Raw genomic sequence first — 16,352 nt, forward strand, 5'->3', positions numbered from 1 at the left:
TGGGGAAGTTCTTTTATAATTCCTTACAAAATTACTTGGCTACGTTAACCGCTCTAGTTTCCCTAATAACAGTAACTTTCACTTGCCCGGGATAGGTCATATCCGTTTGGATTTTTTGAGAAATTTCAAAAGAAAGTTCAGCTGCTTTATCATCGCTAACTTTTTCGCTTTCTACAATAACCCTTAATTCCCTTCCTGCCTGAATAGCGTATGCCTTTTGCACTCCACCAAATCCAAAAGCGATATCTTCCAAATCCTTCAAACGTTGTATGTACGAATCCAACACTTGTCGTCTTGCACCTGGCCTTGCACCGCTAATAGCATCACAAACCTGTACGATAGGAGCAATAAGGGTTTTCATTTCTATCTCATCGTGGTGGGCACCAATGGCATTGCAAATATCCGGTTTCTCACCAAATTTCTCCGCCCACTGCATACCAAGAATGGCATGGGGTGTTTCCACATCAGCTTCAGTATTGGGCACTTTCCCTATATCATGTAATAGTCCCGCACGTTTTGCCAATTTTGGATTTAATCCCAACTCGGCGGCCATAACACCACATAGTTTGGCAACTTCCCTGGAGTGTTGCAATAGGTTCTGGCCATAGGAAGAACGATATTTCATTCTGCCCACCGCCTTGATCAATTCTGGATGTAGGCCATGAATCCCTAAATCAATTACGGTGCGTTTTCCTATTTCAACAATTTCCTCCTCTATCTGTTTTTCTGTCTTTTTAACAATTTCCTCAATTCTGGCTGGATGTATCCTACCATCTGTCACCAATTTGTGCAAAGACAAACGTGCAACCTCCCTACGAACAGAATCGAAACAGGAAAGGATAATGGCCTCGGGAGTATCGTCTACAATTATTTCAACCCCTGTAGCCGCTTCCAATGCCCTAATATTTCGTCCTTCACGCCCAATAATCCTTCCTTTTACATCGTCGGATTCCAAATTAAACACGGAAACACAATTTTCCACTGCCTCTTCGGTACCAATTCGCTGAATGGTATTGATAATAATTTTTTTGGCTTCTTGCTGGGCCGTAAGCTTTGCTTCTTCCACCGTAGTCTGAATATAGGCCATGGCATCTGATTTTGCCGTATCCTTCAAGGACTCCATCAATTGTGATTTAGCATCATCGGCAGATAAGCCGGAAATTACCTCCAACTGTTGTACCTGACTTTTATGTAGCTTCTCCAACTCAGATTGCTTCTTTTCTAGAAACTCGCTCTTATAATCTACCTCTTTCAGTTTATCTTCGAGCTGCTCACCCAATTTTTTGCCTTTTGCAAGTTCACTACTGACCTGGGATTCCTTATCCCTTGTTCGTTTCTCTGCCTCTGAAATTTTCTTGTCCTTATTGATAATTACCTTCTCGTGCTCTGCTTTTAGCTCCAAAAACTTTTCCTTGGCCTGAAATATTTTATCCTTCTTAATATTTTCTCCTTCAATATTGGCTTCCTTAATTATATTTGCCGCCTCTTTTTTTGCGCTGGCTATAGTTTTGGAAGCCTTGCCCTTTTCCATAAATTTCGCAATGGCAAAACCAATTCCCAAACCAACCAATCCTATTATTATTGCTATACTATCCATATTTAATTTCAAAATTATTTATAAAAAAAGCCCACATTGATGGAAGTTTTGTACAAACCCCGATAAACAGGTTTAGGGCTACCAGACTGCTCAAGGATCCTTATACAAGTAAGGCCTGCTTTTACAATCTAAACTCACCCTTTTCAAACAAATTAGTGTTGAGTTTGTCAAAAATTAATTACCAATGTGGGCAGTAACTATATTTATTTTAAAGAACGTTATTTCATCCCTAGCTTGGAACTAACCAACATATTCAGTGCTTTTAGTCGCTCTGCAGCTTCTTTTACACCTTCTGAATGGTCTATTCCCTTTTGCTCAATCTTAGAGGCAAACTGAAGTGCGCACATGGCCAGCACATCCTGCTTATCCCTAACGGCATAGTTTTGCTCAAATTTCTTTGCCAGCTGTTCTATATTCTTAGCTGCCTTTCTTAAGCCCTCTTCCTGTAAAGGATCAATTGTTAAGGGATATACCCTATCTGCTATAGAAAGTTTAATTTTGAGCTTTTCTGCCATATTTTTTATTTACATTATTCCGAAAGTTGGGCAATACAATGGTCCAACTCCCTAATCAATGTGTTTATTTTAAGCTTAGCTTCGGTCTTATTTGTATCACTGCCCAGCATAGAACTCGCTAATTTTAGTGAATTGTATTTTTCCTGCCATTCATTCACCGAAACTCTTGTAGCTTCATGATCATTTTTTACAGCAACCAATTCTTCTTCCAATTTTATATTGGTATGATGCAAAAGCTCCAGCTTATGCAACAACTTACTAATTTTATTTTCTAAAGAATCAACAATATCTACCAATTCACTCATTTGCAAATATCAATGCATTTTACACAAAGTTAACACACCTCTTTATACTTAGCAATTCTTTTTTCATTTATTCTCAAAGTAAAATTTCCAACCTCAATTTAAGAAAAAAAAATGACCTTTATTATATTTTATATAACACAGACTTTTTTTTGAATTAGAACGGTATTAATTACTTTCGTACCAATTATCACTTATATGAAAGGCTTTTTCTTAGGATTTTTTCTTTTTACATCAATGTTTTATGGGCAAGCGCCATATCCGACGGATTATTTCCGCCCTCCCTTGGATATTCCAATAGTTCTTTCGGGAACATTTGGGGAACTGCGCTCCAACCATTTCCACGCAGGTATCGATATAAAAACGCAACAGCGACAGGGATTACCGGTCTACGCTATAGGTGAGGGTACGGTTACCAGAATAAAAGTATCCGAATGGGGCTATGGAAAGGGACTTTATATTGCCCATCCCAATGGTTACACTTCTGTCTACGGACATCTTCAAAAGTTTTCTCCCGAAATAGAAGCTTACGTAAAGAATATCCAGTACCAAAAGAAATCTTTTGAAGTGGAAATTTTTCCTCAATTTTCGGAGCTTAAGGTTCAGAAAGGTGATCTCATTGCTTATACCGGAAATACTGGTGGATCTGCCGGACCCCACCTTCATTTCGAAATTAGAAGCAGTGCCTCCGAAATGCCGACAAATCCGCTCCTTCATGGAATAGAAGTGAGGGATGCTACAGACCCTACTTTATTGAGTGTTTACGCCTACCCCCTTTCCGGGAACGCTCAGGTAAATCAGAGTCAGGAAAAAATAAAACTAAAATACCATAGACAAAGTGATGGCACCTATCTTGCCGACAAGGTAACTGCCCTTGGCACCATTGGATTCGGAATAAATGCATTTGACCGCCAAGACCTCGCTGCCAATCAAAACGGGGTTTATTCTGTAAAACAAATAGTGAATGGAAAATTATATACCGATTTTAATTTTGAAACATTCTCCTTTACAGAAAGCAGATATATAAACACCTTGATAGATTACAACCATTACAGTACCTATAGGGAAAGGATTCAGAAGTGTTTTAAGGATGAAAGCAATCTTTTGGGTATTTACAAGACTATTTACAATAATGGAAAAATAGAGGTAAGCGAAGGTTTATCCTATAATGTGGAAATAGATATTTATGATCTCGCCGGTAACCTTACAAAATTGGTTATCCCAGTGGAAGGCAAGCTTGAAGAAATTAAAATTCCAAAAATCGAAGAGAAGACGGACAACTATATTATTGCCAAGAAACCTAACAATTTTGATTTGGGGGCAGCCAAAGTATATTTCCCTGCCAATACGTTTTATGACAATTTTTATATCGATCTAAAAAATGGTCAGGATACTATTACCATTCACAATAGCAAGGTACCCGCACATAGAAACTTTACAATAACCTTTGATGTTTCAAAATATACGGACGAGGAAAGGAAACAGCTATTCATAGCAAGATTGGACAATAATAGATCTGCAAATTACGCCTCCACCTATAAACGGGGTACTACCTTTACTACAAGAACTAGGGACCTCGGCACCTATACCTTGGCAAAAGACACTGTTGCCCCACAGATAAGACCTCAAAATTTTAAAGATAAACAGTGGCTTACCAACTACAGTTATTTAAGCTTAAAAATTACGGACGACCTAAGTGGTATAGACACTTACAATGCAACCCTAAATGGTGAATGGATACTTCTGGAATATGAGCCCAAGACCAATACCATTACCTACAATTTTGATGATCTTATATTGGATAAAAAACAATGTAATTTGAAAGTAGTGGTTACCGATAATATTGGTAATAGCAGTACTTTCACAAGTACTTTTTACAGAAAATGAAACATTGAGACTTTTTAAACTTTTTTTTCTTGTCGTTTTAGCATTTTCGGCAACCATTCTAAAAGCACAAACGGCTACCATAACCGGTGTGGTTTTTGATGAAAACCAAACACCTTTGTCCAATGTTAATATTACATCCAAAAACCAAGGGACTTTTTCCGATGTGAACGGGTTTTATATATTGGAAATTATTGCGGACCAGGAAACAACAATAACCTTTTCACATCTTGGAAACGAAAAGCTAATTCTCAAAGATCTAATTCTAAATACCAATGAGAATTATGAATTCAACCCTGTTCTAAAAAATGAGGCCATACTTATTGCCGAGGTTGTGGTAACCCCTTCCGGCAGTAGGTATGCTGAGGGAATTACAACCATTTCATCAGATATTGTTCGAAATATTCCAGGACCCAATGCGGGAGTGGAGAATATCCTAAAGCTTTTGCCCGGGGTTTCCTCCAACAATGAGCTTAGCACCCAGTACATGGTGAGAGGCGGCAATTTTGACGAAAATTTGGTGTATGTCAATGACATTGAGATCTATAGGCCCTTTTTAATACGCTCGGGACAACAGGAAGGCCTAAGTTTTATAAATAGTGACATGGTGGGAAACCTACAATTTTCCGCTGGAGGCTTTCAAGCCAAATATGGCGATAAACTTTCTTCAGTTTTGGATATCAGCTATAAAACACCTGTTTCTTTCGGACTTAAAATAAACGCGACCCGCCTAGGGACTTCGACCACTTTGGAAAGTGTATCCAAGAACAAGAAATTATCTTCCTTGACCAGCATCAGGTCCCGGGACAACAGCCTCCTTGTAAATAGTCAGAACACCTCTGGAAACTACGACCCCTCTTTTTTTGACATTCAACAATATACTACCTACATATTTTCCAACAAATTTCGAATTAGCTACCTAGGAAATATTTCGATCAACAATTACAGAAACCAACCTTTTACCAGGCAGACCAATTTTGGTACCCTGAATGACATAAAAACTTTGACCGTCTATTATTCCGGAAGTGAAAAAAACCAATATAGGACCAACTTAAACGCTCTGAAAGCGGAATACCAATTAAATGATAAAACCACTTTAAAGTTTATTTCCTCCCTGTATTTTAATAAGGAGCAAGAATATTCCGATGTAATATCCCAATACCGGCTTAGTGAATTAAATGCAGGTCTTGAAGACGATATCCCAGGGGAACCTACGCCTATAAATGGCTTGGCCACACAATACAATCGGGCCAGAAATGATCTGGATGCTAAAATTTTCAATATGGAGCATAAAGGCCTCCATACTAAAGATAGAAATGCCATTTCATGGGGGCTTAAATACGAACATACCAATATTAGAGACCAAATTAGGGAGTCAGAATTCCTGGATTCTTTGGGATATATGGTACGACCTTCCAATGCTGGTTATAATCGCAATGAACCCGAAATACCCTTTGAGGCGCCCCTGTTGCCCTACGAGGGTATTATTGCCAGGAATTCGGTAAACACCCATAAACTATCAGGCTTTGCGCAATATAGCCATAGAGCACAATGGAACGATCACAACATATATTATAACATTGGAGTCAGGGCTAGCCATTGGGTCGTGAATGGCAAAAACCTAAAAAACAGCTCACATACCATATTTAGTCCCAGGGGCCAATTTTCCATAAAGCCAAATTGGACAAAAGATATGCTGTTCAGACTCTCGGGTGGAGTCTACCAACAGCCCCCATTGTACAGGGAACTAAGGGATAACAATGGTATTATTCATCCGGAGGTGAAGGCCCAAAAATCCTATCATATTGTATTAGGAAACCAATACAGTTTTAAATTGTGGCAAAGTCCGTTTACGTTGATCGGAGAGGCCTATTGGAAAAAAATGACCCATGTAAATCCCTATACCTTGGAGGATGTACGTATAAGATATGCAGCCCAAAACAATGCAAAAGCCTACGCATATGGGGCAGAATTAAGGCTAAACGGCGCCTTTGTTCCCGGTACAGAGTCTTGGTTTAGCTTAGGCTACCTGAAAACAGAGGAGAACATTAATGAACGGGGCTATATTTCAAGGCCCACAGACCAGCGCTTAAAGGTCGGTATTCTCTTTCAGGACTATATGCCAGAGGTACCGGACCTTAAAATGTATCTGAACCTAGTTTATAATACAGGTCTGCCCGGAGGTTCACCTAGCTATACCGACCCCTACCTTTATCAAAATAGATTAAGGGATTATAAGCGTGCAGATTTGGGAATTTCCTATATTTTTGTGGGAGCTAATAAATCCAATAGCAAAAATTCATTTTTACGGGTTTTCAAGGATCTAAGTGGCGGCTTTGAAATATTTAATTTATTCAACAACCAAAATTCCATAACCAACACCTGGGTCAGGGATTTGGTAAATGAACAACAATTTGCCGTACCCAATTTTATGACCGGCCGTATCTTAAATATAAAAATAGAGATGCGTTTTTAGTACTGAAAAAAAGTTTTAATCAGCAAAATGAAAAGCACATTGGGCAATAACATTTTTAAGGCCCAATTGGAAGTATCCATCTAGATAATGTGCAGTATATAAAGAACAAATAGTAATAGATGAAAAATATTTTTGTAATAATTTCCGCCTTTATTTGCCTAGGTGTATCCGCTCAAAAGAACATTTATGAAAGTGAAAAGTTCGATGAATTGAGCCAAGATCATGCTAATTTGGCCATTATCCCATTCTTGACCAATTTGGAATTGAAGGATGAAATATCCAGTGCAGAATTAAAAGATTTGGAAGAGAAGGAAGGCTACGCCGTACAGGACGCCCTGGAAACTTATTTTTCCCAAAGAAAAAAGAAAAAGAAATTTTCTGTTGACTTCCAGAACACAAAAAACACCAATGCCATCCTTAAACAAAAAGGTATTTCTTACGACAACATTGATGTTTACAGCGTAAAGGAACTAGCACAGATTTTAGAAGTAGATGGCATTATAAGTGGTACTTTAGACTTAAACGTACTGCTATCCAAAGGTGTCCCTACAGAATTTAGCCTTCTAGATTATATTAAGGGTGATGCCAACTATGGCCGCATAGGAGTAAAAATAAGTGACGGTTTAACCGGCAAATTACTTTGGAAATACGAAAAACAGATTAATAAGAAATCGGGAAAGAATACTACAGACCTCATCGATCTGATGATGAAACTTGCTTCCAGAAAATTCCCTTATGACAGGGAACGCCCAAGAGATCGAAAAAAGAACTAATTGGAACCATATTCCCTTAACACCTCAACAACATAATCCAATTCTTCTTTGGTATTATATTTTGAGAACGAAAAGCGCAAAGAAGGCTTTTCCATGTCTTCGGGAGAAAGTATTTCCGCAAGAACATGCGAACCAATATCGCTACCGGACTGGCATGCACTTCCTTTGGAACAGGCTATACCTTTTAGATCCAAATGAAACAATAACATCAGCGCCTTTTCAGGATCAAAAGGGAGGCGCACATTCACAAGGGTATAGGTACCGCCTTCCATGTCTCCGGAAAGACCATTAAAGGCCGCATCGGGAATTGCTTTGGATATTTTTTCTATAAAATATCTTTTTAGCTCCATCACATAATTCCTTTCCTCACCCAGGTGATCATAAGCCGCTTTAAAGGCCTCTTCCAAACCTACAATATTATGAAACGGTTCAGTTCCAGCCCTAAAACCACGTTCCTGCGATCCTCCAAAAATCAAGGGTTTTAGACCAGCGTTTCTTTTTATATAAGCAAATCCAACCCCTTTGGGACCATGAAATTTATGAGCCGCCGCAGTAAGGAAATGGGCATTGGATTTCTGCACATCCAATGGGAAATGTCCAATAGACTGTACCGTATCCGAATGAAATAAGGCATCATTTTCAAGACAAAGTTTGCCAACTGCCTCTATATCTATAATGTTTCCTATTTCATTGTTCACATGCATAAGACTCACTAATTTTTTACTTCCATCCCTCTTCAGCAACGACTCCAAATGGCCAAGATCCGGATTTCCATAGATATCCAAATCCACAAACATGAGATCTATACCATATTCTTTGACCAGCGCCTCCGCTGTATGCAAGACCGCATGATGCTCTATTTTTGAAGTAATCAAGGTTTTCACCCCAAGATCCCTAACACTGCACCTAAGAATCATATTGTCCGCTTCGGTACCTCCCGAAGTAAAGATTATCTCCGCTGGGTGAGCGTTTAAATACTTTGCAATAGTTTTTCTTGTTTTTTCAATAGCCGTTTTAGCTGTCCTTCCAAAACCATGGGAAGAAGATGGGTTACCATAGCAACTTGCCAGGGCATCTTGCATTTTTGAGATGACTTCCGGTCTAACCTGAGTGGTTGCGGCACTATCCAAATAAACCTTTTTCATTAAAAAATAAATCAAATTAAAACCTTCCCCAACTCCAGGAAAGTTCGCCAAAATTACTCGAAATAAAGTTAATTTCCTGTAAAATGCTCATAAACCTCTAGGATTATAACCTATATTTCGATTAAATTTGAGGCATGAAAAATCTCTTGACTTTCCTTTTGTGCATATCCCTTTATTCATGCAATGATGGGGATTTAACCATAGAGACTATAGACTTTGATGATATAGACATAGATTATTGTGACACTTCGGTATCGACCAGCACCACTTTATTCTTTAAAATTAACGGCAACGAAGCACTAATACTCACCCTAGCGAGTGGGACTCTTAAGAATGAAGCATCGGACGGAGAGGTTGAATATCCTATCTCAACTAGTACCTCCCTCACCTATCGTGATTTTTCCGATGATGTTTCCAGTGATTATTTTTGCGATCTTATCCCTGTAACGGAACCTACGGTAATCGAAGAAATTGAGGCCGAGAGCGGTTCTGTACTTATAACCACTACAGAAATAGTTGATGGTGAGAACACTTCATATGAACATACTATAAGGCTCAGCGAAATTACTTTTATCAACGAATCCAACAATCAGCGTATAACCGATTTAAGTATCAATGATTTTGGGACTGTGACAACCAATTAATTATGGGGTGTTCTGAAAAAAATAAACTTCCGTAGCCCCCATACCGTATTTCTGGTAGTCCGCGTCATAATACTTTGCGTTTTCGTACCGCTTAAAGAGATAATGTAGTTCTTCTTTCAAAATTCCTTCCCCGACTCCGTGAATAAATACAACCTTTTGTATCTTTTTACGAATAGCGAAATCCAGTTGACGTTTGGCCGTATCAAGTTGAAGGTTCAACATTTCAAAATTGGTCATTCCTTTTGTTGAGGGTGTTAACTTATCTATATGCAGATCAACTTCCATCTGTGGGGCGTATCGTTCCTTGGGCCTTATTTTCCTGCTGTGCCTATTCTTTGGCAATTCCTTCTCTGCCTTTATTTTGGCCACCTCAAAATTGGACACTTTAATAGCATTGGAGCCGGCAATTTTCAATAATTCGTCCGCCGTATATTTCAATAAGAAACCGTCTTTACTTTCCACCGAAATTTGCCTACCATTTATTTTTACCACAACCCCTTGAACAATATCATCAATGGCCTCAACTTGATCTCCTACCTTAAAATCCATTAGCTATTTTCTTTGTCTTTTTCCTCATCCCTATTTTGATCTATACTCCACAACTGTGTGGTCTTGTAAAGACCAAACATTAAAAGGACAATTCCAATGCTCAATGCATATTCCTCATGCATTATATAGTCTCCCAACCCAGCAATTACAGCTCCTGCCAGTATCAGCACCAAATAAAAAGTCCGTTTTGTTTTCATTGCCCAAAAATAATAGTATTTTTCGGTAAAGAATTATATTAGTACTTTAAATAATCCTGATGGCGATTCTCTTGGAACTGGAAAATTATATGCTGCCTTGTATGAACAAGCAGATTTTCGGCATTGAGTGTCCAGGTTGCGGAATTCAACGTTCTATTTCATATCTGTTGGACGGCAATTTTATAGAGGCCCTAAAGATATACCCGGCCATTTATACCATTATATTTCTAGTTGGTTTTATTGGTGCCTCCCTCTTGTTCGATATCAAAAACTCCTTTAAGATCAAAATCTATCTTTTATACCTAAACGCTGGAATCATCATAGTAAGTTACATTTACAAAATGGTTCATCTAATACATTAAAAAAAATTATGGAACAACAAAAATTACCCAACGCAACACTAATATTGGTTTTCGGGATTATTTCAATAGTTACCTGCTGCTGCTATGGAATTATTGGACTGATATTTGGGATAATAGGCCTTATTCTAGCAAAAAAAGCCACTATGCTCTACGCAGTAAATCCCAGTATGTATGAAGGCTACAACAATGTTAAATTAGGAAAAACCTTATCGATTATAGGTATTGTTTTGAATATTCTAGTAATCTTCTTTTTCATTTGGATTATCTCTATTATTGGTTGGGATGCATTACAGAACGAAGAACTTATGAGAGAGAGAATGGAAGATTATTTTCAAAACCTTCAATAGACTTTATTACAACCCATCAATTTAATTAAGCACTTTTATGGAAAACAACCAAACCCGTCCCAAACCGAACAACTATTTGGTTTTAGCGATTATCAGTACTGTATTCTGTTGCCTGATTCCTGGTATAGTGAGTATTGTGAATGCCGCCAAAGTAAATGAGGCCTATGCCCTAGGTAATTATGAACAGGCCGAAAGAGCTTCTAAAAATGCAAAAACATGGGCTATTGTTGGTATTGCCATAGCTGGCTTGTTTTGGCTCATATATATCGCCTTTTTTGGCTTAGCCCTTTTTGGAGGATTAATGAGCGGAGGTGATTTCTAACAAAAAGAAAATATTTGGAATGATAGTTTTAGGAGTGGTATTCTTTGGAATACTGCTCCTTTATTTTTTCTACAACCCAAGTAGTTCCAACCACTTTCCTCAATGTCCATTTTTGACTGCCACAGGCTATTACTGTACGGGATGTGGAAGTCAGCGGGCACTGCACGATTTACTCCACTTGGATATAATTGGTGTAGCCAAACATAACCTACTCTTTATTCCTGCGTTTTTATTGATTGCCTACCATTGGGTTCGAAGCTATGCACCCGTAAAAGGCAAAGAAAGTTTACCAGATTTAATATATCACCCCAAAACTCCCATGCTGCTATTGATAATAATTACCCTGTTCACTATTTTTAGGAATATAGACCTATATCCTTTTACCCTTTTGGCTCCAGAATAAAAAAAGCCCGTTACAATATCAATAACGGGCAATCTCTTTCGAGGTGTGGAATATTATTTTTCAAACCGCTTAAGCGTTTGAATTATAATCCCAACACATTCCAAAAGTTGTTCTTTATTCATCACTAAAGGAGGAGCGAACCTAATAATATTTCCATGGGTTGGTTTCGCCAAAAGTCCATTATCCCTTAATGCCAAACAAATGTCCCAAGCAGTTGAACTATCTTCCGTGTCGTTTATCAAAATGGCATTTAATAATCCTTTACCCCTGACAGCCTTTACAATATTACTATTTGGTATAAACTTATTGAGTTCTTCCCTGAACAGCATACCCAATTGATATGCATTTTCCGCAAGTCCTTCTTCTTTGACTACCTCTAGAGCAGCTATGCCCACTGCTGCTGCCACTGGATTACCTCCAAAAGTACTACCATGACTACCGGGTTTTATGACTTCCATGATTTCGTCATTGGCCAGAACTCCGGAGATCGGATAAGCTCCTCCTGAAAGCGCCTTTCCCAAAATTAATATGTCCGGTTTCACCTCTGGCGTACCACTGCAGTGCCTGTCGGGACAGCTACAATTGCCACAGGTAGCCAATAATTTACCTGTACGGGCTATTCCTGTCTGTACCTCATCGGCAATAAAAAGTACATTATGCTTTTTACACAATTCTCGCGCCTTGACAAGATAGTCATCAGAAGGGACGTATACTCCAGCTTCTCCTTGAATTGGCTCAACAAGGAATCCAGCAATATTCTTATCACTTTCCAAAACCTCTTCCAAAGCGTTTATATTATCGTACTCAATCTTAATAAAGCCTTCTGTATAAGGGCCATAGTTTTTGCGAGCAATAGGATCATTGGAAAATGAGATAATGGTAGTAGTCCGTCCATGAAAATTATTTTCACAAACAACAATCTGCGCCTGGTTTTCGGAAATACCTTTTTTCTCATAGGCCCATTTTCTACAAATTTTAAGAGCAGTTTCCACCGCTTCGGCCCCTGTATTCATGGGTAATAATTTGTTGTATCCAAATGTTTGTGAGGCCAACTTCTCAAATTTTCCGAGCATATCATTGTAGAATGCCCTGGAAGTCAAGGTTAGCGTTTGAGCCTGTTTTATCATGGCATTGACAATTTTAGGATGACAATGCCCTTGGTTTACTGCAGAATAGGCGGACAAAAAGTCGTAATATTTTTTTCCTTCAACATCCCAAACAAAAACTCCCTCTCCCCTACTTAAAACAACAGGTAGCGGATGATAGTTGTGCGCTCCGAATTTTTCTTCCAATGCGATGGCATCTTCAGAAGATAATTTTTCCAAAACCGACATGATTAAATAACTTTTAAATAAAACTTTAGCAATTCCTTCTTGGGGAGAGAAATCATCCTTCTTTTGTAGAGCACGCAAATTACGAATTGTAACTTGCATCCTAAAATTTTAGGACATTGAATTTTGATCGGAATAACCTACCAATCACTCTTTTAAATAAAAAGTGGCACTGACAGGATAATGATCGGACAAAAACCAATTTTCCGGTCCGTTGTGGACTTGGGCATCCTTACATTTTTTAGAGAGCCAAGGTGAAACCATAATATAATCTATCCTTTCCATACGTGAAAGCAGTTGATTGGGGGCTTCTTGATTTACCTCAACCAGAACGCGCCCAGGAAAACTAGCTCTTTCCATCAATCCTGTAGAATATTTTTGAACTGCATCAAATAAAGGTAATGAAAGAAATTTGGACATTACAGCATAATCCAATCCTCCATTTTCTATATTGCCGTTTAAACCCTTTCCCAGGTTGGACTCCCTTAATCTTGTAATTAAATAACCATTGGTGTTGTACATATCCGCATCAAAGGGCGAATGGGCATTAAAATCGCCTAATACCACGTATTTAGAAGTAGATTTGGTGATGGCATCCAATTTCGCGGATAGGATACCGGCCTCTTCCCGTCTTCTTGCAATGCTTCCAGGATGGAGGTGAACCACCAAAAAATCAATTCCGTTTGTTTTACAGTGCAAAGCGCCATGATGCAAGCCATCCATTAATTCTTCCTTTAGCACAATAGGATACTTGGAGGTAAAACCAACTGAATAACCCGTTGTTTTTAAGAGTACAGAATAATTATGGCCCCAAGCTTTGGCATCTTCCTGCAACTTTTCCGGGGTATAGGCACACAATTCCTGAAGGGCCACCACATCTGGAGTCTGAGTACTTATCCAATTTTGAACCTTCCCCCTTCTTTCATTATCCTTGCCCCAATCATATCCGTTCCAAATATTATAGGTAATTATTTTGAAGTCGCTCCCCTCACTTTGTGACAAAAGTGAAAATGGTAGCAATGTAATTATCAACAATAAAATATTTCGAAAATTCATGGGTCCATATTAATTTTAAGAACATGCCCTACAGTGCGTTGACCCCCATAAATATTCCAACCCGAAGGAGCGTACAAATATGCCGGTTTATTATTTATCATCAAAATTTTAGGGCGTTCCAGCTTCGGATCTGGGCCGTATATCTTTACTACTTTTTGGGGATCGTATTCCCTATAATAGGTGGACAATAGATCATAACCAATAGTAGCATCCTCCAAGTTGAACGTAAGTCCATCCTTAGATTTCCAAAGTGTCCCACCGCCAACTATACCCGTATTTTGACCATGATTGTCCGTGGTTAACAAATAGATATAATCTTGATAGGTAAAAACGGTTCCATCCTCCAATGTCCCCTTATTAGAAGTAACGGGCTTGTCCTGAATAGTATATGGACCCTTTAGTTTCTTGGCTATAGCCAGGCCATACTTTAAAATACCTTCTGTGGTTTTGGTTTTAAAATACAAATAGTACCTTCCATTTACTTTCATAAAGGTCGGATTGGCCACTCCCATATTGGACTTATAATTCCATTTAATAGGGTTGTCGGCATTTAAGACCATGCCGTCCTTCCCAACCTTCTTCCATGGACCATAAGGAGATTTTGCAATGGCCATTCCAATACGTTGGTTTCCGCCATGAGGAGGTTGATGATAATCCGTATTGGCAATATACAACAGCACATATTGCTTACCCACTTTTTTTATTTCTGGGTTATGTGGTGCATATTTATCCCAGGTATCCTTTCCCGTACCTTTGAGGGCAATATCAGAGAAAACAAAAGGCCCTTCTGGTGAATCGGAAACATAGTGAGCTATTTCGGAAGATTTTCTCCAAGCAGGATTAACATTCTTTTCTTGCCATCTTGCAACGAATAAATGAGTTTTTCCATCCTGATCCTGTATGGGTGCACAGCCCCAAATAGTATAATTATCATCTTGAACGGCAACGCCCTTGTATTCCAAATTCTGGGCGATAAAAGATAAGGGCATCTGCAAAGACTTGTCTTGGGAATATCCAGAATCAATGACCAAAAGTATGAAAATAACAAACAATTTTAATACGTATTTCATTTCACAATATTCAATATATTTTTAAATCCTGGCATTTGGTGACCGGTTTGGTTTTAATAACTAACTAATTGGATTAATACTTCTTATATTATTCCATAACAACTTCCAAGGGAATCTGTACATTAAAAGAACTGCCATCATTTTTAGGGTTTACATTTTCTACAGCACAGGCAGCATACAAATATTTGGGAAAACCTTCTTCATTTAACAACAGTTGCGGGCGTTCCAATCTATCCACCTCAAGAATCGACCCATCCATTAAATGCAACTTCCGCTCCATAAATAGCGGTTTTTCCGTTAAATCCCAAACAATACCACCAGTCGATGATAACAAGGCCAATGTCTTTTTATGGCCTGTTAGTCTTCCCGTAAAATCCTTCACTATAGCCATAAATTTTTGGATTTTATTGGAGTACCAAACATAGGGATCCTCAGTACTTGCCAAAGAACCATCAGGCATTTTTACATCGAAAACAAAATTATCCAAAGGTATAAATGGACCTTTTGGGGTATCGCCAATAGCCACCCCATGGACGCCTTTCCAGTGTGGCTCATAGACGTTGCCCTTAAAGAACAGCATATATTTCTGAATCTTTGGGTTATAAACCACTGAGGGGTTCACCACTATTATATTGTCTGGTTTTACCTTGATCCCAAAGGGGGATGCATTAATAACATTATCGGCCTTTACCCTAGTTCGCGGTGTTAACAAAGGCTGTTTTGGACGCATAAAGTTTCCCAGAAGCAAATCTTCAAAACTATCAAATTCCAACACCCCTATACAGAGTGATTGTTGAACCCTAGCCCGTTTGTCCAAATTTTCACCTGAAGAACCCCTGAGCTGTTCCGCTGGATCTTTGGATCCTATATAATACAGATAATACTTTCCGTTAAATTTATTGATATGTGGATTGTGCACCATTTGGGCGTCCCAGGACATATTGTCCCCGTGATAGCGGGTACCTTTCAATACTATTTTTTGAAACTTAAAGCCCTTGTCCGGATAATCTGAAACGGCATATCCAATTTTGGACTGCAACACCCAGTCCTTGACAAAACTACCTCCTTCCGCTCCGCTTTCCCAAAGTGAAAAAAGCATATGATACTTACCATCGTCTCCCTTAACCACGCTGGCTCCCCAAACAAAATAATTCGGGATTTGAAATATAGAGGCGCCAATTATTTTATTGGGAGATTCCTTTAACCCTACTGCTCTGGCATCAATTTTCCCTGACGTAATCGTGATATTTTGGGCCCAGCATAAAAAGGTGTTAATAAAGCATCCTAACAGAATGCCCCTTTTAAAACAAGTGAATATTCCTTTCATTAATAGTTGGTAATCTCTCCAATTACAGTCCTTATTTTTTCCATAAAGACTT

At 38.7% G+C, this 16,352-nt stretch carries 18 protein-coding genes and 1 other RNA gene; 8 read left to right on the top strand and 11 right to left on the bottom strand.

Going from position 1 to position 16,352, the window contains the following annotated elements:
- Nucleotides 1-31: 31 nt before the first annotated feature.
- The 4 genes from rny to LV92_RS19265 form a co-directional block, all read right to left on the bottom strand.
- Complete coding sequence (rny, locus tag LV92_RS19250; protein ID WP_111625229.1) at nt 32-1,597, bottom strand: ribonuclease Y; 1,566 nt, start codon at nt 1,595-1,597, stop codon at nt 32-34.
- Between the two features lie 54 nt (nt 1,598-1,651).
- A non-coding RNA gene (gene ssrS / locus LV92_RS19255) (6S RNA) lies at nt 1,652-1,761 on the bottom strand.
- A 54-nt stretch (nt 1,762-1,815) separates the two neighbouring features.
- Nucleotides 1,816-2,112, bottom strand: a complete 297-nt coding sequence (locus tag LV92_RS19260; RefSeq protein WP_031444722.1) for a cell division protein ZapA — start codon at nt 2,110-2,112, stop codon at nt 1,816-1,818.
- Nucleotides 2,113-2,126: 14 nt separating this feature from the next.
- The gene (locus tag LV92_RS19265; protein WP_031444723.1) at nt 2,127-2,417 is read right to left on the bottom strand and encodes a hypothetical protein; all 291 of its coding nucleotides are present in this window, start codon (nt 2,415-2,417) and stop codon (nt 2,127-2,129) included.
- Between the two features lie 195 nt (nt 2,418-2,612).
- On the opposite strand from LV92_RS19265, the gene LV92_RS19270 reads away from it, so the two are divergent.
- The 3 genes from LV92_RS19270 to LV92_RS19280 all read left to right on the top strand — a co-directional run bounded on the left by LV92_RS19270 (nt 2,613) and on the right by LV92_RS19280 (nt 7,547).
- The gene (locus LV92_RS19270) at nt 2,613-4,301 is read left to right on the top strand and encodes a M23 family metallopeptidase (protein ID WP_111625230.1); all 1,689 of its coding nucleotides are present in this window, start codon (nt 2,613-2,615) and stop codon (nt 4,299-4,301) included.
- 4 nt (nt 4,302-4,305) lie between these two features.
- Entirely contained in the window at nt 4,306-6,774 is a 2,469-nt protein-coding gene (locus tag LV92_RS19275; protein WP_111625264.1) for a TonB-dependent receptor, read from the top strand.
- A gap of 119 nt (nt 6,775-6,893) precedes the next feature.
- Entirely contained in the window at nt 6,894-7,547 is a 654-nt protein-coding gene (locus tag LV92_RS19280) for a hypothetical protein (protein ID WP_111625231.1), read from the top strand.
- Here the strand turns inward: LV92_RS19280 and LV92_RS19285 are convergent.
- Entirely contained in the window at nt 7,544-8,692 is a 1,149-nt protein-coding gene (locus LV92_RS19285) for a cysteine desulfurase family protein (RefSeq protein WP_111625265.1), read from the bottom strand. The genes LV92_RS19280 and LV92_RS19285 overlap by 4 nt on opposite strands.
- A gap of 134 nt (nt 8,693-8,826) precedes the next feature.
- Here LV92_RS19285 and LV92_RS19290 point away from each other — a divergent pair, with 134 nt between their 5' ends.
- Nucleotides 8,827-9,336 carry a hypothetical protein gene (locus LV92_RS19290; protein ID WP_111625232.1) on the top strand — a complete coding sequence of 170 codons (510 nt, stop codon included), beginning with the start codon at nt 8,827-8,829 and terminating at the stop codon, nt 9,334-9,336.
- Here LV92_RS19290 and LV92_RS19295 read toward each other — a convergent pair whose 3' ends face one another.
- Nucleotides 9,337-9,885: a Smr/MutS family protein gene (locus tag LV92_RS19295; protein ID WP_111625233.1), complete on the bottom strand. Its 549-nt coding sequence runs from the start codon at nt 9,883-9,885 to the stop codon at nt 9,337-9,339.
- A complete protein-coding gene (locus LV92_RS19300) occupies nt 9,885-10,082 on the bottom strand; it encodes a hypothetical protein (RefSeq protein ID WP_111625234.1) in 198 nt (65 codons plus the stop codon). Before LV92_RS19300 ends, LV92_RS19295 begins: the two co-directional genes overlap by 1 nt.
- A gap of 101 nt (nt 10,083-10,183) precedes the next feature.
- Here LV92_RS19300 and LV92_RS19305 point away from each other — a divergent pair, with 101 nt between their 5' ends.
- Genes LV92_RS19305 through LV92_RS19320 form a run of 4 tightly spaced genes read left to right on the top strand, consistent with a single transcriptional unit; the run spans nt 10,184 to nt 11,516 of the window.
- Nucleotides 10,184-10,444 carry a DUF2752 domain-containing protein gene (locus LV92_RS19305; protein ID WP_245946439.1) on the top strand — a complete coding sequence of 87 codons (261 nt, stop codon included), beginning with the start codon at nt 10,184-10,186 and terminating at the stop codon, nt 10,442-10,444.
- 8 nt (nt 10,445-10,452) lie between these two features.
- The gene (locus LV92_RS19310) at nt 10,453-10,791 is read left to right on the top strand and encodes a CCC motif membrane protein (RefSeq protein ID WP_111625235.1); all 339 of its coding nucleotides are present in this window, start codon (nt 10,453-10,455) and stop codon (nt 10,789-10,791) included.
- A 37-nt stretch (nt 10,792-10,828) separates the two neighbouring features.
- Nucleotides 10,829-11,113: a CD225/dispanin family protein gene (locus LV92_RS19315; RefSeq protein ID WP_111625236.1), complete on the top strand. Its 285-nt coding sequence runs from the start codon at nt 10,829-10,831 to the stop codon at nt 11,111-11,113.
- 19 nt (nt 11,114-11,132) lie between these two features.
- Nucleotides 11,133-11,516 carry a DUF2752 domain-containing protein gene (locus LV92_RS19320; RefSeq protein WP_146613560.1) on the top strand — a complete coding sequence of 128 codons (384 nt, stop codon included), beginning with the start codon at nt 11,133-11,135 and terminating at the stop codon, nt 11,514-11,516.
- A 53-nt stretch (nt 11,517-11,569) separates the two neighbouring features.
- Here the strand turns inward: LV92_RS19320 and rocD are convergent, their stop codons facing one another.
- The 4 genes from rocD to LV92_RS19340 form a co-directional block, all read right to left on the bottom strand.
- Nucleotides 11,570-12,850, bottom strand: a complete 1,281-nt coding sequence (rocD, locus tag LV92_RS19325) for an ornithine--oxo-acid transaminase (RefSeq protein ID WP_111625267.1) — start codon at nt 12,848-12,850, stop codon at nt 11,570-11,572.
- A 144-nt stretch (nt 12,851-12,994) separates the two neighbouring features.
- Nucleotides 12,995-13,903 (bottom strand): endonuclease/exonuclease/phosphatase family protein, encoded by a 909-nt coding sequence (locus LV92_RS19330; RefSeq protein ID WP_111625238.1) that lies wholly within the window; start codon nt 13,901-13,903, stop codon nt 12,995-12,997.
- On the bottom strand, nt 13,900-14,973 hold the full coding sequence (locus LV92_RS19335) for a glycoside hydrolase family protein (RefSeq protein ID WP_111625239.1): 1,074 nt from the start codon (nt 14,971-14,973) through the stop codon (nt 13,900-13,902). The genes LV92_RS19330 and LV92_RS19335 overlap by 4 nt, the downstream gene beginning before the upstream one ends.
- A gap of 88 nt (nt 14,974-15,061) precedes the next feature.
- Nucleotides 15,062-16,300 (bottom strand): glycoside hydrolase family protein, encoded by a 1,239-nt coding sequence (locus tag LV92_RS19340; RefSeq protein WP_111625240.1) that lies wholly within the window; start codon nt 16,298-16,300, stop codon nt 15,062-15,064.
- Nucleotides 16,301-16,352 lie beyond the last annotated feature (52 nt).

Origin of the sequence: Arenibacter echinorum, from assembly GCF_003259375.1 — a bacterium.
Classification (GTDB): domain Bacteria; phylum Bacteroidota; class Bacteroidia; order Flavobacteriales; family Flavobacteriaceae; genus Arenibacter; species Arenibacter echinorum.